This window comes from Thiococcus pfennigii (assembly GCF_016583835.1).
In the GTDB taxonomy this organism is placed as follows: domain Bacteria; phylum Pseudomonadota; class Gammaproteobacteria; order Chromatiales; family Chromatiaceae; genus Thiococcus; species Thiococcus pfennigii.
On the sequence record NZ_NRRW01000002.1, the window covers coordinates 43,912 to 60,878 of the forward strand.

General features: G+C 70.9%; 16 protein-coding genes. 10 read left to right on the top strand and 6 right to left on the bottom strand.

The genetic code is table 11. The annotated features are described in order from the left end of the window. The first annotated feature begins 88 nt into the window (after positions 1 to 88). Positions 89 to 3,028: a putative bifunctional diguanylate cyclase/phosphodiesterase gene (locus tag CKO41_RS00995; protein WP_200250286.1), complete on the top strand. Its 2,940-nt coding sequence runs from the start codon at positions 89 to 91 to the stop codon at positions 3,026 to 3,028. Here the strand turns inward: CKO41_RS00995 and CKO41_RS01000 are convergent. Further along, complete coding sequence (locus tag CKO41_RS01000) at positions 3,003 to 3,899, bottom strand: phosphoribosylaminoimidazolesuccinocarboxamide synthase (RefSeq protein ID WP_200250288.1); 897 nt, start codon at positions 3,897 to 3,899, stop codon at positions 3,003 to 3,005. The genes CKO41_RS00995 and CKO41_RS01000 overlap by 26 nt on opposite strands. A 93-nt stretch (positions 3,900 to 3,992) precedes the next feature. Here CKO41_RS01000 and ridA point away from each other — a divergent pair, with 93 nt between their 5' ends. After that, the gene (gene ridA, locus CKO41_RS01005) at positions 3,993 to 4,379 is read left to right on the top strand and encodes a deaminase RidA (protein ID WP_200250290.1); all 387 of its coding nucleotides are present in this window, start codon (positions 3,993 to 3,995) and stop codon (positions 4,377 to 4,379) included. A gap of 46 nt (positions 4,380 to 4,425) precedes the next feature. Here ridA and CKO41_RS01010 read toward each other — a convergent pair whose 3' ends face one another. The 5 genes from CKO41_RS01010 to CKO41_RS01030 form a co-directional block, all read right to left on the bottom strand. Further along, entirely contained in the window at positions 4,426 to 5,391 is a 966-nt protein-coding gene (locus CKO41_RS01010) for a SphA family protein (protein ID WP_200250293.1), read from the bottom strand. Between the two features lie 127 nt (positions 5,392 to 5,518). Then, complete coding sequence (locus CKO41_RS01015; protein WP_200250295.1) at positions 5,519 to 7,699, bottom strand: RelA/SpoT family protein; 2,181 nt, start codon at positions 7,697 to 7,699, stop codon at positions 5,519 to 5,521. Between the two features lie 41 nt (positions 7,700 to 7,740). Beyond that, complete coding sequence (gene rpoZ, locus CKO41_RS01020) at positions 7,741 to 8,028, bottom strand: DNA-directed RNA polymerase subunit omega (protein ID WP_200250298.1); 288 nt, start codon at positions 8,026 to 8,028, stop codon at positions 7,741 to 7,743. 142 nt (positions 8,029 to 8,170) lie between these two features. Next, positions 8,171 to 8,851: a guanylate kinase gene (gmk, locus tag CKO41_RS01025; protein ID WP_200250301.1), complete on the bottom strand. Its 681-nt coding sequence runs from the start codon at positions 8,849 to 8,851 to the stop codon at positions 8,171 to 8,173. 5 nt (positions 8,852 to 8,856) lie between these two features. Next, on the bottom strand, positions 8,857 to 9,723 hold the full coding sequence (locus tag CKO41_RS01030; protein WP_200250302.1) for a YicC/YloC family endoribonuclease: 867 nt from the start codon (positions 9,721 to 9,723) through the stop codon (positions 8,857 to 8,859). A gap of 122 nt (positions 9,724 to 9,845) precedes the next feature. On the opposite strand from CKO41_RS01030, the gene CKO41_RS01035 reads away from it, so the two are divergent. The 8 genes from CKO41_RS01035 to CKO41_RS01070 all read left to right on the top strand — a co-directional run bounded on the left by CKO41_RS01035 (position 9,846) and on the right by CKO41_RS01070 (position 16,937). After that, positions 9,846 to 10,790, top strand: coding sequence for a serine/threonine-protein kinase (locus tag CKO41_RS01035; protein WP_200380991.1), 945 nt, complete (start codon positions 9,846 to 9,848; stop codon positions 10,788 to 10,790). A gap of 120 nt (positions 10,791 to 10,910) precedes the next feature. After that, positions 10,911 to 11,666, top strand: coding sequence for a ribonuclease PH (rph, locus tag CKO41_RS01040; RefSeq protein WP_200250306.1), 756 nt, complete (start codon positions 10,911 to 10,913; stop codon positions 11,664 to 11,666). After that, a complete protein-coding gene (gene rdgB, locus CKO41_RS01045; RefSeq protein ID WP_200250308.1) occupies positions 11,663 to 12,280 on the top strand; it encodes an RdgB/HAM1 family non-canonical purine NTP pyrophosphatase in 618 nt (205 codons plus the stop codon). Before rph ends, rdgB begins: the two co-directional genes overlap by 4 nt. After that, positions 12,277 to 13,008: a YggS family pyridoxal phosphate-dependent enzyme gene (locus CKO41_RS01050; protein ID WP_200380992.1), complete on the top strand. Its 732-nt coding sequence runs from the start codon at positions 12,277 to 12,279 to the stop codon at positions 13,006 to 13,008. Before rdgB ends, CKO41_RS01050 begins: the two co-directional genes overlap by 4 nt. A gap of 186 nt (positions 13,009 to 13,194) precedes the next feature. Continuing rightward, positions 13,195 to 14,025 carry a pyrroline-5-carboxylate reductase gene (gene proC, locus CKO41_RS01055; RefSeq protein ID WP_200253714.1) on the top strand — a complete coding sequence of 277 codons (831 nt, stop codon included), beginning with the start codon at positions 13,195 to 13,197 and terminating at the stop codon, positions 14,023 to 14,025. Further along, positions 14,022 to 14,606, top strand: a complete 585-nt coding sequence (locus CKO41_RS01060) for a YggT family protein (protein WP_200253712.1) — start codon at positions 14,022 to 14,024, stop codon at positions 14,604 to 14,606. The genes proC and CKO41_RS01060 overlap by 4 nt, the downstream gene beginning before the upstream one ends. A gap of 41 nt (positions 14,607 to 14,647) precedes the next feature. Continuing rightward, on the top strand, positions 14,648 to 14,977 hold the full coding sequence (locus CKO41_RS01065) for a DUF167 family protein (protein WP_200253718.1): 330 nt from the start codon (positions 14,648 to 14,650) through the stop codon (positions 14,975 to 14,977). A 61-nt stretch (positions 14,978 to 15,038) separates the two neighbouring features. Further along, the gene (locus tag CKO41_RS01070; RefSeq protein WP_200253710.1) at positions 15,039 to 16,937 is read left to right on the top strand and encodes a dynamin family protein; all 1,899 of its coding nucleotides are present in this window, start codon (positions 15,039 to 15,041) and stop codon (positions 16,935 to 16,937) included. The last annotated feature ends 30 nt before the right edge of the window (positions 16,938 to 16,967 follow it).

Sequence of the window (16,967 nt, forward strand, 5' to 3'; positions counted from 1 at the left end):
GAAAAATGCTTAACAAAGAGCGTAACGGCACCTGACGGCCGCCCAGCCTGTCCTGCCCGAGACGACTACTGCACGAGGAAACGACCAGATGTCACGCGCATTGTCCACGATGCAGCAGGACCATCGGACGCCGGGCCGCCGCCGCGATACATACCGGATCCCGCGACGGCGACTGGCGCTGCTCGGTGCCTGGCTGGCGCTGGCGCCCACGCTGGCCATGGCCTATCCGAGTGGGCCGCTGCTGGCGAGCGATCCGACCGTTCTGGCCACCCCGCTGGCCGGGGCACTCCTCGTCGCGATGGCCTGGGTCCTGCGCAGCGCCCATGCCCTCCGCCGGCGACGTCGCCCTCCCCAGACCCACGCCACCGCGGACGTCTATCTCACGACCCTGCTGACGAGTCTCGACGAGCTGGCTGTCGTCGTGGATCGGCGGCGGGTCGTCCGGCTCTTCTCCCAGCCCGCTGCATTCCGCTGGCTGCCGCGGGCCGACGAGGTGGTCGGGCAAGACATCGACGCCATCGGCCTGCCGCCGGCGATGGTCACCCCATTGATGGCCGAGGTGACCAAGGTCTTCGATGACCCTTCGCCCCATCTGCGGACCTGCCGGCTCGATCTCGCGCCGGAGCGGCGCCTGCTTCAGGCGCGAATCCTGCCGGTCAGTGACCATCGCGAGGAGGCCGCATCGGTCCTGATCCTGGCCCGCGATATCACCCCGCAGATCCTGGTCGAGCAGGCCCAAGTCCAGCGGGTGGCCCTCGACCGCGAACTCGCCGCCCTGTCGGTCGAGTTGCTACGGACCCCGAGCACGGCGCTGGACCGGGCGGTCTGCGCATCCTTAGAGCGTCTCGCCGTCCTTTGGGGCGCCGACTGCGGCTATCAGCTCGTGATCGAGGGCGAACGGCTCTCTCCGGGCCAAGTCTGGACGGTGGCCGGGGCCGCCGCGCCGTTCGGGGCTGGCCAACCCCTGTCGCCCGCGGACTGCCCTTTCTGGGCGCGGCGGCTCGCCGAGCCGCACGCGACCCACATCCCCAGCGTCGCGCGGTTGCCCGAAGACCGGGCGGACGAGCGCGACGCCCTCCTCGCACGCGGGGTCCAGTCGCTGATCGCCGCGCCGCTGCTCGACCAGGGCCGCCTGTCGGGCTTCGTCGGCTTCGAATCGATGCGCACGGCCCGCGACTGGTCCGACGACGCCCAGCGAGGCCTCCAGGCCTTCGCCGAACTCCTGGTCGGCGTCCTCGGGCGCCGTCGTCTGGAGGCCGAGCGCCTCGCGACCGAGGCGCGCTGCCGCGAGGCGATCGACGACATCCAGGAGATCGTCTTCCAGACCGATGCCGACGGGCGCTGGACCTTTCTCAATCCGGCCTGGGAACGGGTGACCGGGTTCCCGGTAGCGGACGCCCTCGGCCGCCGTGCGCTCGATTTCGCCCACCCGGACGATCGCCGGCTCGGCCTGCTGCCTTTCAAGCCATTGATCCGCGGCGAGTCCGACCACAGCCGCTACCAAATGCGCTGTCTCACGCGTAGCGGCGAGCGCTGGCTCGAGGTCTATGCACGGCTACGCCGCGGATCGCACGGCGAGATCACCGCCGCCTATGGCACGCTGATGGACATCACGGAGCGCAAGGCGGCCGAGGAGGAGATCCGCCAACTCGCCTTCTACGACCCGCTGACCAGCCTGCCCAACCGTCGCCTGCTGATCGACCGCCTCCACCAAGCGATGGCCACCAGCGGACGCACCAGCCAGCATGGGGCACTGCTGTTCATCGATCTCGACAACTTCAAGGCGCTCAACGACACCCGCGGCCACCAGACCGGCGACCTCCTGCTCCAGCAGGTCGCCGGGCGGCTGCGCGGCTGCGTGCGCCACAGCGACACGGTCGCGCGGCTCGGCGGGGACGAGTTCGTCGTCATGCTGACCCAGCTGAGCGGACTACCACAGCAGGCCGCCGCCCAGGTCGCGATCATGGGCGAGAAGATCCGCGCCGCGCTCGGCGCCCCCTACGACCTCGGCACCGGCCCCTACGACAGCACGCCGAGCATCGGCGCGACCCTCTTCTTCGACCACCAGTGGTCGGTCGACGAACTGCTCAAGCGGGCCGACGTGGCCATGTATCAGGCCAAGGCCGCCGGGCGCAACGCCTTGCGCTTCTTCGACCCGGCGCTGCAAAAGGAGCACAGCACGCGGCTTCGCCAGGCCCAGGATCTCGGCCAGGCGATCGGTCGCGGCGAGCTCCACCTGCTCTACCAGCCCCAACTCGATTGCCGGGGCCAGGTCGTCGGAGCCGAGGCGCTGTTGCGTTGGCGACAGCCCGGGCGGGGCACGGTCAGCGCCGCCGAGCTGATCCCGCAGGCCATCGAGGCCGGGGCGATCGCCGCGGTTGGACGCTGGGTCATGCAGGAGGCCTGCGCCCGTCTCGCCGCCTGGTCCGCCGACCCGGACCTAGCCCCCTTGACGCTGGCGGTCAACGTGAGCCTTCAGCAGCTCCAGCAGACCGATTTCGTGCCCGAACTCCTCTCGATCCTCGAGGCAAGCGGTGCCGACCCGCGCCGCCTGCGCCTGGAGCTCCCCGAGCACCTGTTCACCGACGACATCGACACGATCGTGGCCAAGCTTCAGGCCCTGCGGTGGCACGGGATCGGCTTGGCGCTCGATGACTTCGGCATGGGTCAAGGGTCGCTGCTGCGGCTGCAACAGCTGCCGCTCGAGCAGGTGAAGATCGACGCGCGCTTCGTGCGCAGGCTCCTCGCCGACGCCAACGCCGCGGCGGTCGCGCGGGCCATCATCGCGATGGGGCGAGCACTGGGGCTGACCGTCGTCGCCGAGGGCGTCGAGCGGCCCGACCAGCGCGAACGGCTGCTCGAACTCGGTTGCCGCCGCTTCCAGGGACACCTGTTCAGTCGCCCCGTGCCGCACCGGGCCTTCAAGACGCGCCTGCGGTCGCTCAACCGCGCCCCGAGGGAGGGGGCGTCGCGCCAGCCGGAGCACGCCGGCGAGGCGGACCTCAGGACGGCCGGCGGCGTCCGGTGAGCCGCTCCTCGGCCTCGCGGTACTTGGCGGCGGTGCGTTCGATGATGTCGGCGGGCAGTGGCGGGGCTGGCGGGGTCTTGTCCCAGTCGAGCGTCTCCAGGTAGTCGCGGACGAACTGCTTGTCGAAGCTCGGCGGACTCATGCCGGGCTGGTACTGGTCCGCCGGCCAGAAGCGCGAGGAGTCCGGCGTCAAGACCTCGTCGATCAGGTGCAGCCGCCCGGCCTCGTCGACGCCGAACTCGAACTTGGTGTCGGCGATCAGGATGCCTCGCTCCCGCGCGTAATCGGCACAGTCGCGATAGAGGCGCAGGCTCAGGTCGCGGACCTGCTCGGCGAGATCGGCGCCGAGCAGCGCGACGGTGCGCTCGAAGTCGATGTTCTCGTCGTGGGCGCCCGGCGCCGCCTTCGTCGACGGGGTGTAGATCGCCCGCGGCAGCTTGTCGGCCAGGCGCAGCCCCTCGGGCAGGCGGATGCCGCAGACGGCCCCGCTGCGCCGATAGTCCTTCCAACCCGAGCCGATCAGATAACCGCGCACGATCGCCTCGACCGGCAGGGGCCGCATCCGCCGCACGATGACCGCCCGATCGCCGAGGGCGGCGCGCTCGTCCGGGTCCGTGACCACGTCCTCGAGGCGCAGGTCGGCGAGATGATTGGGCACCAGGTCGCGGGTGCGTGCGAGCCAGAAGTTCGAGACGCGGGTCAGGACCTCGCCCTTGCCCGGGATCGGCTGCGGCAGCACGACGTCGAAGGCCGAAAGGCGGTCGCTCGCGACGATCAGCAGGTGGGCGTCGTCGACCCGATAGATGTCGCGGACCTTGCCGCGCTGGACCAGCTCGAGATGGGCGAGACGCGATTCGAACAAGACCGACATGCCAGTTGCTTCCGTAGTTGATGACGGGCGAGTATAGCGAAACTGGTGCTGACCCGGGTCCTCGACCCTCACCCGTTGAAGGAGCACGCCGCGATGACGCGACAGATCATCCGTACCGATCGGGCCCCGGCGGCCATCGGCCCCTATTCGCAGGCGGTGCGGGTCGGGCGCACCGTCTACCTCTCCGGGCAGATCCCGCTCGATCCCCAGACGATGGAACTCGTCGCCGGCGAAATCGAGGTCCAGACCCGGCGGGTCTTCGACAACCTCCAGGCCGTCGCCGAGGCCGCCGGCGGGGGACTGGCCGACCTGGTCAAGCTCAACGTCTTCCTGACCGACCTCGGCCACTTCGCCCGCGTCAACCAGGTCATGGGCGAATATTTCCAGGAGCCCTACCCGGCCCGCGCGGCGATCGGCGTCGCCGCGCTGCCGCGGGGTGCCGCCATCGAGATGGACGGGATCCTCGAACTCGCCGACTGACGCGGCGCCCTCGTCGCCCGCGCGCGGGCGACCTTCGCCGCCCCCGTCAGTGGAAGTGGTGCACGTAGCGCAGGTTCAAGCGCGTGCCCTCGGGGCGGTTCTCAGCGTGCGACTCCCAGTACAGGTTGGCGAAGATGTGGTCGTGCCGCGAGACGTGGAAGACCAGCCCCGGACCGAACCCGAGGACCTGCTCCCTGCTGTCGGCGACGTCGCGGCCGTCGTACTCGGTGTCGGTGATCTGCTTGAGGTAATAGCCGTTGAGGCCGAGGCGCAGCCGCTGCGGGACCACCTCGTAGGCGGTGGTGAGGTTCAGGTGCACGGCCTGGCCGGCCTGGACCTCGTCGACGCCCAGCGGGCGATAGGGGTCGTCGTTCTTGGCGTTCCAGAGGTAGTGCAGCCGCCACGACAGGGTCCACTTGGGCGTCAGAAAGGCGGTCGCCGCCCAGTAGGGATTGAACGAGAAGAAGTTGCTGCCCGGGTTCAAGGCATCGTCGGCATCGTACTTGCCGGTCGGGAAGAGCAGCTGGAACTCGACGCGCTGGACGAACCGCGGACCGTTCGGGCCCATGATCGGGTCCCATTGGAGATAGGGACCGACCAGCAGGTCGCCGACCCCACCGCTGTTCTTCGACAGGGCCAGATTGTCGCTCGGGTCCAGATCGATATCGACGAGCGGCAGCATCAGGTTCATGCCCCACTTGCCGCCCCAGAGCAACGGCTGATCGGACTGGTAGACGAGCTGGGTCACCCCGACCGTGGTCTCGACCGTCGCCTTCTCCGGCCCGCCCGGCGTCGGCAACCGCAGGTCACCGCCACCGGCATCCTTGAGACGACCGTCGCGATAGAACTGGACATACTGCTGGACGTACCAGCCCGGGCCGGCCGGTGGCGCGCCGTCGAGGAAGCTCGTGAAGCCGAGATTGACCGACGGCGGCAGGTCGTAGGCGCTGGCCGGCGACCCCGTACCGAGCACCAAGGCCCCCCCTGCCGCGATGAGCAACTGCTTGCGCATTGAAACCCCCTCTGCCTTATCGTTGGATGATCGCGTGTCACGCGAGCCGCATCCGCAGCGACGCGGCCGCGTGGCGCGCGATCTTCGCACATTCTCACGGGAGAGGGGACCGGCGCGCGGCCGGTGCTCAGACGCGACGCAGCGCCGAACGGTTCACGCGGCCGATGCGGGTCACGGCGGCGATGGCCCGCAACCGCCGCAGGGTCCGCGCCAGGTGCTGGCGCCCGCGTACATTGATCAGGAGCTCGAGCGTCGTCGTACGCCCGTCGCGTTCGCGCGATTGGATGTTCTCGATGTTCGAGCCCATCTCGGCGATCGCCGCGGCGACGCTCGCCAGACTGCCCGGGCGATTGGCCATGTCGATGCTGACCTCGGTCGCGAAGTCCATCTCGACGCTGTCGTCCCACTCCAGCTCGATCCAGCGATCGCCCTGGCGCTCGAAGTCGCCGAGGTTGCGGCACTCGCGGCGGTGCACGACGATCCCGCGCCCGGGGTTGAACAGCCCGGCGACCGCATCGCCCGGGATCGGCCGACAGCAGCGGGCATAGGTTAGCGGCATGCCCTCCGTGCCCTTGATCGCCAAGCGGTGCCGGGTGCCCAGGCGCAACTCCTGACCCTCGCTGGCCGCCACCAGGCGCCGGGCCACGAGCGGCGCCAACCGGTTGCCCAGCGCGATCTCGCTGAACAGCTCGGTGGCATCGGCGAGCTTGGCCTCGGCCAGATAGGCCACCAGGACCGTCGGTGCGAGCCGGTCGAGATCGCGATCGAAACTGGCCAGTTCGGCCTCGAGCAGGCGCCGACCGAGCGCCTCGGCATCATGGCGCTGGAGGTTCTTCAGATAGCCCCGGATGTTGGCCCGCGCCTTGCCCGTCACGACGAAGCGCAGCCAGGTCGGGTGGGGCTTGGCGCCGGGCGCCGTGATGACCTCGACGGTCTGCCCGCTGCGCAGGGCGGTGCTCAGCGCGGCGAGCCGCCGCTCGATGCGCGCCGCCACGCAGGTGTTGCCGACGTCGGAGTGGATCGCATAGGCGAAGTCCACGACGGTCGCCCCCTTGGGCAGCGCCAAGATCTCGCCCTTGGGCGTGAAGACGTAGACCTCGTCGGGGAAGAGATCGATCTTGACCTGATTGAGGAACTCCTCGGAATCGCCGGCCCCGCGCGGCATCTCCAGCAGATTCCGCAACCAATCCGCGGTCAGCCCCCGGGGGCTCGCCTCGCCCGGCTCGCTCTTGTACATCCAGTGGGCGGCGATCCCGGATTCGGCGTTGCGCTGCATGTCGAGGGTGCGGATCTGGATCTCGATCGGCACCCCCTGGGGGCCGGCGAGGACCGTGTGCAGCGACTGATAGCCATTGGACTTGGGGATCGCGATATGGTCCTTGAAGCGCCCCGGCAGCGGTTTGTAGAGGTTGTGGACCAGGCCGAGGACGCGGTAGCAGGTGTCGACCCGATCGACGACGATGCGAAAGGCGTAGACGTCGACGACCTCGCAGAAGCGCCGCTTGCGCTCGCGCATCTTGCGGAACACGCCGTAGGCGTGCTTCTGGCGCCCGGCCGTCTCGGCGGCGACGCCCTCCTGCGCGAGCCGCTCGCGGATCGCCGCCTCGACCCGACCGATCACGGCGCGACAATCGCCGCGGGCGAGCTGCAGCGCGCGGGTGATGACCCGGTGGCGCCACGGCCAGTAGTTCGCGAAGGCCAGCTCCTCGAGCTCGATGCGCAGCCAGCTGATGCCGAGCCGATTGGCGATCGGGGCGTAGATCTCGAGGGTCTCGCGCGAGATCCGCCGCCGCGCCTCGGCGGACATCGCGCCGATCGTGCGCATGTTGTGCAGCCGATCGGCGAGCTTGATCAGGATGACCCGGATGTCGCGGGTCATCGCCAGCATCATCTTGCGGAAGCTCGCCGCCTGGGCATCGACGCGGGACTTGAAGTCCATCTGCGTGAGCTTGCTCACGCCATCGACGAGGTCGGCGATCTCCTGGTCGAAGCGCTCCGCCAGTTGTTCCTTGGCGGTTGGCGTGTCCTCGATGACGTCGTGGAGCACCGCGGCCATCAGGCACTTGTGGTCCATCCGCATCCCGGCGAGGATCTGCGCCACGGCGACCGGATGGTGGATATAGGGCTCGCCGGACTTGCGTCGCTGGCCCTCGTGGGCGGTGGCACCGAATCGGTAGGCGGCGTAGACGTCGTCGATCTGCTCCGCGCTCAGATAGGCCTCGAGGGCCGTACAGAGCTCGCCGACCGGCAGGTCGGCGGTCTCGGCTCCGGCGGCAGCCGAATCGCTCGAAGGGAGGGCGGCGACCATGGTGCGGCCCGCGCGCGGCTCGGGGATGCCGGGCGACGCGCTCAGCCCTGCTCGGCGGCCTGCAGGTCGGCGGCGAACTGCCGGGCCAGGGCCTCCTCCAACGCGCGGGTGGTGTCATCGACCTGCTGATCGGCCTTCGCCAGGGTCTCGGGGCCGATCAGGCCGGCGGCGATCTCGCGCAGGGCGACGACGGTGGGCTTGTCGTTCTGCGCCGGGATCAGCGGGTCGACGCGGTTGGCGAGTTGGCGGGCCCGCTTGGTCGCGAGCAGGACGAGATCGAAGCGGTTGTCGACGTGAGCGAGACAGTCCTCGACGGTGATGCGTGCCATGGTTGGAACTCCGTGAACAGGGTCAAGGGCGCCGTCATCCGCGAGGGCGGAGCGCGGCGCCCGAATGGGGATCTCGGTCTAGTTGGGTTTACGTTACCAGATTTCAGGGCGTTACACGACGGGCGCAAGGGAAGCCGCCCGGTCACCGGGGTGGCGGCGCCGGGGCCAACTCGGCGAGCAGCCCTGCGAGGCGCGCCTCCTGGACGACGCGGCGGTGGCGCTCGGCGACGGCGATCGCGGCCAGCGTCGCGAGGGCCTCGTCGAAGGCGTCGTTGACGACCAGGTAGTCGTATTCACCGTAGTGGGAGAGCTCGTCGCAGGCGCGGGCCATGCGCCCGGCGATCACTGCATCCCCATCCTGACCACGCCCGCGCAGCCGCTCCTCCAGGACCGCCAGCGACGGCGGCAGGATGAAGATGCCGACCGCCTCGGGCCAGCGGGCGCGCACCTGGCGGGCACCCTGCCAGTCGATCTCCAGCAGCAGGTCGTGACCGCGATCCAGGACCTCGTGCACGGCGGCCGCGGTCGTCCCATAGCGGTTACCGAACACCTCCGCGTGTTCGACGAAGGCCCCGGCGGCGATGCGGCACCGGAACTCCGCCTCGTCGAGAAAATGGTAGTGCACGCCGTCGACCTCGCCGGGGCGCGGCGAGCGGGTCGTGCAGGAGACGGCCAGGTGCAGGGCCGGATCGCGCGCGAGCAGGGCCTTCACCAGGCTGGTCTTGCCGGCCCCCGAGGGTGCCGAGACGATGAAGAGGACGCCGCGCGGCGCCTCGGGGGCGGACGCCGGCGGGGCGGCGGTCGGGGATCGGCGCTCGCTCATTCGGGCTACTCCAGGTTCTGGACCTGCTCGCGCATCTGCTCGATCAGGACCTTCATCTCCACCGCGGCGCGGGTCGTCTCGACATCGGCCGACTTGGAGCCCAACGTGTTGGCCTCGCGGTTGAGTTCCTGCATCAGAAAATCCAGGCGCCGTCCGAGTGGCCCGCGACGGCCGAGCACGTCACGGACCTCGGCGACATGGGCGGCGAGGCGGTCCATCTCCTCGGCGACGTCGAGGCGCTGCGCGAGCAGCGCCATCTCCTGCTCCAGGCGGCTCGGATCGAGTTCGGCGCGCACCTCGGCGAGGCGGTCGAGGAGCCGCTGGCGGGCCTGGGCGAGGACCTCCGGCAGGCGGCGGCGCACCAGGGCGACCTGCTCGTCGAGGTGGTCGCAGCGCTCGCGGAGCAGCTCGCCCAGGCGCGCCCCTTCGCGCTCGCGGGCCGCAACCAGGCCGTCGAGGGTCGACTCCAGAAGCGCCAGTGCCTCGGTCATCACGGCGTCGAGATCCTGCTGCGACTCTTCGAGGACGCCCGGCCAACGCAACAGATCGTAGGCGTGCGGCGTCGCCGGCGTCCCGACGGCTTGGGCCACTTCGTCGGCGGCAGCGACCAATTGCGCGAGCAGGTGGTGGTTGACGCGCAGGCTGCCGAGCGCCCCCGGACGGGCGACATAGCGCAGCTGACAGTCGACCTTGCCGCGCTGCAGGCGCACGCCGAGCCGTTCGCGCACGGCCGGCTCGAGGCGCCGCAGGTCCTCCGGGAGGCGGATGCTGGGCTCGAGGAAGCGGTGATTGACCGAGCGGACCTCCCAGACCAGCTCGCCCGCCTCGCCCGTGCCGACCTCCCGGGAGAAGGCCGTCATGCTCTTGATCATATCGTTTAGGATTCCTCGCAACACGCGGCGCGGGCCCGTCGAGCGACGACGGCCCCGTCGATAGGCCGCTATGATAGCAGGGTGAATGGCGATGGCCCGCCGATGTTGAGGACCAGCACAAGATGGCAACCGCCCGCGAAGACCTCGCCCCCGGAACGCTCCTCGCCGGCTATCGGATCGTCAAGCGGATCGGCACCGGCGGCTTCAGCCTGATCTACCTCGGCACCGACGAGGAGAACGGCGACGAGGTCGTCCTGAAGGAATACATGCCCAAGCGGGTCGCCGTGCGCGACGCTCGCGGGCGCATCGCCCCGGTGCGGCCCGAGGCCGCCGAGGCCCTCTGGCGCGGCCGCCGCCTCTTCTTCCAGGAGGTCAAGGCGATGGCCTCGCTGCATCACCCGAACATCCTGGCCGTGCGCGACTTCTTCCTCGCCAACGACACGGGCTACCTGGTGACCCGCTACCAACGCGGCCGCAACCTCTGGGCCTATGTCCGCGAACGCCACGGCGGGCTCAGCCCGACCTTCCTCCTGGAGGTCTTCCTGCCGATCCTCGACGCCCTGGCCCTGATCCACGCCCACGGCCTGCTCCACCTCGACGTCAAACCGAGCAACATCCACCTGCGCCACGGCCACGAGCCGCTGCTGCTCGATCTGGGTGCCGTGCACCACTTCGATCGGGGCACGAATCCGGGCGGGCAGATCGTCTCGGCCGGCTTCTCGCCGACCGAGCAATACTATCGCGGCGGCCACCTCGGCCCCTGGAGCGACGTCTACGCAGTCGGGGCCAGCCTCCGCGCCTGCATCGAGGGCCGCCCGCCACCGGCGGCGGTCGAACGTCAACCGCAGGATCGCCTCAAACCGATCAAACGCCTCTACCGTGACCGCTACCCGCTGTTCCTGCTCGAGGCCATCGACTGGTCGATGACGATGGACCCGGCCGAGCGCCCCCAGGACGCCGCCCAACTCCTCGCGGCCCTGCGGCGGTTCGTCGACCTGCCAGCCGCGGCGGACGCGGCCCGCCGCGACCCCACCGCCGGCGGGCGAATTGACGCCGCGTCCACCTGACCGGAACATAGGAGACCGCGACAGACGCGCAACGCCCAGCGGGCCAGGCACGACCGGCCGCCCCGCTCGGCGGAAGGCCCAACCGAGCGACACCCGAACACCAGGAGACCCCACCCCGGCATGCGCCCGTCACAACGCCGCCCCGACCAGCTCCGTCCACTGCGCTTCACGCGCGGCTTCACCTGCCATGCCGAGGGCTCGGTCCTCGTCGAGTTCGGCGCGACGCGCGTCCTCTGCACCGCGAGCGTCGCGCCCCAGGTGCCACCGTTCCTCAAGGGCCGCGGCCAGGGCTGGTTGACCGCCGAATACGGCCTGCTGCCGCGGGCCACCACCGAACGCACCCAGCGCGAGGCGGCGCGCGGCCGCCAGGGCGGACGCACGCTGGAGATCCAGCGGCTCATCGGCCGGTCGCTGCGCGCCGCCCTCGACCTCGAGGGGCTCGGCGAGCGGACCATCACGCTCGACTGCGACGTCCTCCAGGCCGATGGCGGCACCCGCACGGCGGCCATCACCGGGGCCTGGGTCGCGACCCATGACGCGATCGCGACCCTGCTCGCGAGCGGCGCCCTCGCCCGCTCGCCGCTCGTGCAACAGATCGCCGCCGTCTCGGTCGGCGTCTACCGCGGCGCGCCGGTGCTCGACCTCGACTATGCCGAGGACGCAGCCGCCGAGACCGACATGAACGTCGTCATGGACGGGGGCGGACGCTTCATCGAGGTCCAGGGCACCGCCGAGCGCGGCAGCTTCTCGCGGGCCGAGTTCGACGCGCTGCTCGATCTGGCGGCCGCCGGGATCGAGGAGATCCTGGCCGCCCAGCGCACGGCCCTCGCCGCGCCGCTACCGGGGCGCGACGCCGACGCGGGGGCGCGCGCATGAGCCGGGACGAGCGCGACCAGGTCGTCGTGCTGGCCAGCTCGAACGCCGGCAAGATCCGCGAGATCGAGGCGCTGCTCGCCGGGACCGGCCTCACCGTGCGCTCGCAGCGCGACTTCGCGGTCCCGGACGCCGAGGAGACGGGCCTCACCTTCGTCGAGAACGCCCTGCTCAAGGCCCGCCAGGCCGCCCGCCTCAGTGGTCGCCCGGCGATCGCCGACGACTCGGGCCTCGAGGTCGACGCCCTGGCCGGCGCCCCGGGGATCCGCTCGGCCCGCTATGCCGGCCCCGGGGCGAGCGATGCGGCCAATGTCGCCAAGCTCCTCGAGGCCCTCGCCGGGATACCCGAGGCAACCCGCACCGCGCGCTTCCAGTGCCTGATGGTCTACCTGCGCCACGCCGAAGACCCGACCCCGCTCATCTGCCAGGGGACCTGGGAGGGGCGCATCCTCGAGGCGCCGCGCGGCGAGCGCGGCTTCGGCTACGACCCGGTCTTCTTCGTCCCGACCCACAGGGCGAGCGCCGCCGAGCTGGACCCGGCGGTCAAGAACGCCCTCAGCCACCGCAGCCAGGCCCTGCGCCGGCTCGTCGCCGCGCTCGGCGGTCAGGGCGTGTGAGCGCACCCGGCCCGAGCGATGTACCCCGGGACGGCGGCACCGCCGAGGTCGCCGCCCGCCTGCACCGCGTCCGCACCGAGATCGCCACCGCCGAGCGACGCCACGCCCGCCCCGCCGGCAGCGTCGCGCTGCTCGCCGTCAGCAAGCGCCAGGGCCCGGAGCGGATCCGCGCCGCCCATGCCGCCGGTCAGCGCCTGTTCGGCGAGAGCTACCTGCAGGAGGCCCTCGACAAGCAGGCCGCGCTCGCCGACCTCGACCTGGAGTGGCACTTCATCGGCCGCATCCAGGGCAACAAGACCCGCGCCATCGCCGAGCGCTTCGCCTGGGTCCACGGCCTCTGCGACCTGCGCCACGCGCGGCGCCTCGACGCCCAGCGGCCGCTCGGATACCCGCCGCTGCAGGTCTGCATCCAGGTCGACCTCAGCGGCGAGGCGAGCAAGGCTGGCCTGCCGCCGGAGGCGGTGGCAGAATTCGTGACCGCCTGCGCCGAGCTGCCGCGCCTCGCGGTGCGCGGCCTGATGACGCTGCCGGCCCCGAGCGAGACGCTGGCGGAACAGCGCGTCCCGTTCCGCGCCCTGCGGGCGCTGCGCGATGCGCTGGCGACGCCGGCCCGACCGCTCGAGGTCCTCTCGATGGGCATGTCCGACGACCTCGAGGCAGCGGTCGCCGAGGGCGCCACGCTCGTGCGGATCGGCACCGCCATCTTCGGCCCGCGCCCGGCGGACTGACCCGCCGACGGAGGCCTCGAAGGATCGCCGATCCCACGGCACGCGCTGCGAGCTCGCGATCGCCGCCGCGCGGCCTCCCGAGGCCGCCGGGGCGGCCCAAGACGACACCGCCCCCATGCCCTGCACGGGTGCCTCGCATCGCCCGAGGGCCCTGAACCCGCAACCGGGAGTCGCAACGGAAAGATCATGAAGCATGCACAGATCGCCTTCATCGGCGGCGGCAACATGGCCACCAGCCTGATCGCCGGCCTGGTCGCCGACGGCTACCAGCCGCAGCGGCTGATCGTCAGCGACCCGGATCCGGCCAAGGCCCGGGCCCTGACCGAGCGTTTCGGCGTGCGCGCCGCCGCTTCGAACGCGGCCGCCGTCGCCGAGGCCGACACCCTGGTCCTCTGCGTGAAACCGCAGATCGCACCCACCGTATGCCGCGAACTGGCCGGGCGGCTCGGGTCGCGCCTGTCGCTCGTGATCTCGGTCATGGCCGGGGTACGCGAGGCGACGATCGCCGACTGGCTCGGCACCGCCCTGCCGATCGTGCGGGCGATGCCCAACACCCCGGCGATGCTCCAGGCCGGGGCCGTCGGCCTGCACGCCTCGCCCCGAGCGAGCGCCGCGCAGCGCAATCAGGCCGAGACCATCCTGCGCGCCGTCGGCATGGTCCGGTGGGTCGCCGAAGAGGACCTGATCGACGCGGTCACGGCCATCTCGGGCAGCGGCCCGGCCTACTTCTTCCTGCTGATGGAGACCCTCGAGGCCGCCGCCGTGGACCTCGGGCTGCCCGCCGAGGACGCGCGCCTACTGACGATCCAGACCGCCCTCGGGGCGGCCCGCATGGCGATCGAGGGCGGCGATGCGCCGGCGACGTTGCGCGCGCGCGTGACCTCGCCGGGCGGCACGACCGAGGCGGCCCTCGCGGTCTTCGCCGCCGGCGACCTCGAGGACCTCGTCGCCCGCGCGACGGCCGCCGCGCGCCGACGTGCCGCCGAGCTGTCCGACCAACTGACGGAGCAGTCATGACCGACACCTATCTGACCAACCCGCTGGTCTTCCTGATCCAGACCCTGTTCGGGCTCTATACGACGATCGTCATCCTGCGCTTCCTGCTGCAATGGCTGCGGGCGGACTTCTACAACCCGATCTCGCAGTTCGTCGTCAAGCTGACGACCCCTGTCCTCGGGCCGCTGCGGCGCGTCGTGCCCGGCATCGGCGGGGCCGACGTCGCCTCGCTCGTCCTCGCCTGGCTGCTCAAGTCGACCGAGCTGGTCCTGATCGGCCTGCTGGCGGGCGTCGAGCGTAACCTGTTCGGCGCCTTCTTCTGGTCGCTGCCGGCCCTGGTCGGGCTGACCATCAACATCTTCCTGTTCGCCGTCTTCATCCGGGTCATCTTGAGTTGGGTCGCCCCGGATCCGCGCCACCCCGGCATGCGCCTGCTAGAGAGCCTGACCGCGCCGCTGCTGCGCCCGGCGCAGCGGCTGCTGCCGCCGATCGGCGGGATCGACCTGTCGCCGCTGCTGGTCATCATCGGCCTGGTCCTGCTGCGGATGCTGCTGCTACCGCCGCTGCAGGCCCTGACACTGAGCCCACCGTGGGTCATCTGACGACGCCCGCGGAGGCCGAGCGGACCGACGAGGTCCCGACGATGACCTGGTACCGCTGGGACGCCGGCGACCTCTGCTTGACGCTGAAGGTGCAGCCGCGGGCCAAGCGCGACGCCTTCGTCGGTCCGCTCGGCGAGTGCTATCGCGTGCAGATCACGGCGCCGCCGGTCGACGGCAAGGCCAACGCCCACCTGCGCCGCTTCCTCGCCGAGACCTTCGGCGTGACACCCTCCGGGGTCGAACTGGACGCGGGCGCCCTGTCGCGCACCAAGCGGGTGCGCATCCGCAACCCCCGGCGGCTCGCAGGCCTGGTGCCCGCACCGTCCGACCCGGGCCAGCAAGCTGACGGGCGGCGCGGCGCCCGCCGCTGATGGGGGCCGGGCGTCGTCGTATATACTCTTGCGTTGGCTTGGGATACACGGGACAGGTATCTTGGACGGCAGGAATACCCTTTCGCCTTCGGCCATACAACGGGGGGTCAGCGCCTACCGGCAATGGAAAGACCGGATCGAGCGAACCGTCATCGAGTTCGAACGATGGCTCGCCGAGAACGACGCCGAGACGCCCGAATCGATGGCCCAGATCCAGGACTGTCTCGCGACGCTGCGTCGCGACCGGCTTACCGTCGCGACCGTCGCGGGCGACCCGGCCCGCACCGCCACCCTGGTCAACGCCCTCCTCTTCCCCGGTCATACCCGTCCGCTGCTGCCGCCGGACGGCCGCCTGCCGGCCTGTCCGATCGCCCTCTTTTGGGACGAGGCCGAGCCATCGGCCTATCTGCGCCTCCTGCCGCGCGCGGACGATGGGCCGAACGCACGCTCGTGGATCCATCATCCCCTCGGCGACGACGCGCAGGAGCCCCACGCGCGCCACTTGCAGCGATTGCTGCAAGCGGCCACGCCCGAGGCCGGCGCCTGGCACGAGGCCCTCGTCAGCCTGCCCCACCCGCTGCTCCAGCAGGGCCTGACCATCCTGATCCTGCCCGGTCTCGCGCCTGCAGATCCCGAGTCGGCGCAACCGCCGCTGAGCCGCTCCCAGGCGATCCTTTTCGCCCTCGACGCCGAGGACGGCATCGACGAGGCCGACCTCGCGTTCTGGCAGCACCAGCTACAGGCGCCCCTCGCCACGCGCCGCCAGGATATCGTCGTCTCCGTCGACCGACCCGATCCGACACGAACGCACCCCGGCGGCCCGCCCAGGCCCACCACCGAGAAGTCGCCAAACGCGCTGCGCCGCGAGGTCGCCGAGGCGCTGGCACTGCCCATCGAGCAGGTCGTCCCGCTCTCGCTCGGGTTGGGCCTCGCGGCCCGCGTGCGCCAGGACGAGAACCTGCTCCGACTCAGCCGCCTGCCGGAGCTGGAGCGCGCCTTGGCCAACCAGCTGCTGGCAGCCAAGCACCGCGACCTCACCGCTCGCCTCGAAGAGGGGATCGGCGCGCTCGCCCAAGGCCACTACGCCCAGATCTCCGGCCAAATCATCCATATCCAGGGCCTGATCCAGGAGCTCGAAGAGCTGCAGGGGCGCAACGCCAAGGTCCAGGAGCGCCTGTCCGAGCAGACCCAGGACCATCGCCACCAGCACCAAACGGCGGTCGCCCGGTTCCAGACTCTTCGGGACCAACTCCTCGCCGACACCGCGCACTGTCGGGAGATCCTCGCGCGACCGAGCATCGACGCACTGATCGAGGCCGGCCACAAGGCCATGGTCAAGAGCTGGACGACCCACGGTCTGGGCGTCGCGATGAAGGACCTGCTCGACCGGCTGCGCGCGCGGATGCAGGCGATCACGGACGAGGCCGAGCGTCAGCGCCGGCTGTTGCGTAGTGTGTACGAGGAGTTCCGCGTCGAACATGGCTTCGAGCTCGCCGCGCCCCGCGCCTTCGTTCCGACTCGCTACCATGTCGAGCTGGAACTGCTCTACCAGGAGGCCGAGGACCTCCGCCGCACGATGGCCTTCGCCGAACAGGCACACGTCATCGAGCGCTTCCACCAGCGCATCGCCAGCCGCGCCCGGGTCCTGTTCGATCGATTGAGGCTCAATCTCGACCCTTGGCTCGGTGACGCGCTCGCACCGCTCGCCGAGGCGATCGAGCACCACCAGGCGACAATGGAGCAACGACTGGAGAGCCTGGAGCAGATCAAGCGCTCGGGCAGCGGGCTGACGCAGCGCATCGCCGGACTGCGCACCGAGCATCGCGCGCTGACCGAGCGCCTCGTGGCCTTGCGCGCGATCGACAGCGCCCTCTACCACCCCCCGACCCTCGACGGGCCATCCGAGCGTGCCGGCCGGCCCGAGCCCGCCGCCGGCGAACCGCTGGCCCCGCCAGGCTGAGGACAGGGCGAGCGACCTTCACGGCCACAC

Excerpts from the sequence above, each read along its gene's own strand:
- rpoZ (WP_200250298.1), bottom strand. The coding sequence starts at position 8,028 with ATGGCACGCATCACCGTCGAGGACTGTCTCGCTCACGTCGACAACCGC.
- CKO41_RS00995 (WP_200250286.1), top strand. The coding sequence starts at position 89 with ATGTCACGCGCATTGTCCACGATGCAGCAGGACCATCGGACGCCGGGC.
- CKO41_RS01000 (WP_200250288.1), bottom strand. The coding sequence starts at position 3,899 with ATGTCGGTCTTGTTCGAATCGCGTCTCGCCCATCTCGAGCTGGTCCAG.
- rph (WP_200250306.1), top strand. The coding sequence starts at position 10,911 with ATGCGCCCGTCACAACGCCGCCCCGACCAGCTCCGTCCACTGCGCTTC.
- gmk (WP_200250301.1), bottom strand. The coding sequence starts at position 8,851 with ATGAGCGAGCGCCGATCCCCGACCGCCGCCCCGCCGGCGTCCGCCCCC.
- CKO41_RS01060 (WP_200253712.1), top strand. The coding sequence starts at position 14,022 with ATGACCGACACCTATCTGACCAACCCGCTGGTCTTCCTGATCCAGACC.
- rdgB (WP_200250308.1), top strand. The coding sequence starts at position 11,663 with ATGAGCCGGGACGAGCGCGACCAGGTCGTCGTGCTGGCCAGCTCGAAC.
- proC (WP_200253714.1), top strand. The coding sequence starts at position 13,195 with ATGAAGCATGCACAGATCGCCTTCATCGGCGGCGGCAACATGGCCACC.
- ridA (WP_200250290.1), top strand. The coding sequence starts at position 3,993 with ATGACGCGACAGATCATCCGTACCGATCGGGCCCCGGCGGCCATCGGC.
- CKO41_RS01030 (WP_200250302.1), bottom strand. The coding sequence starts at position 9,723 with ATGATCAAGAGCATGACGGCCTTCTCCCGGGAGGTCGGCACGGGCGAG.
- CKO41_RS01015 (WP_200250295.1), bottom strand. The coding sequence starts at position 7,699 with ATGGTCGCCGCCCTCCCTTCGAGCGATTCGGCTGCCGCCGGAGCCGAG.
- CKO41_RS01010 (WP_200250293.1), bottom strand. The coding sequence starts at position 5,391 with ATGCGCAAGCAGTTGCTCATCGCGGCAGGGGGGGCCTTGGTGCTCGGT.
- CKO41_RS01035 (WP_200380991.1), top strand. The coding sequence starts at position 9,846 with ATGGCAACCGCCCGCGAAGACCTCGCCCCCGGAACGCTCCTCGCCGGC.
- CKO41_RS01065 (WP_200253718.1), top strand. The coding sequence starts at position 14,648 with ATGACCTGGTACCGCTGGGACGCCGGCGACCTCTGCTTGACGCTGAAG.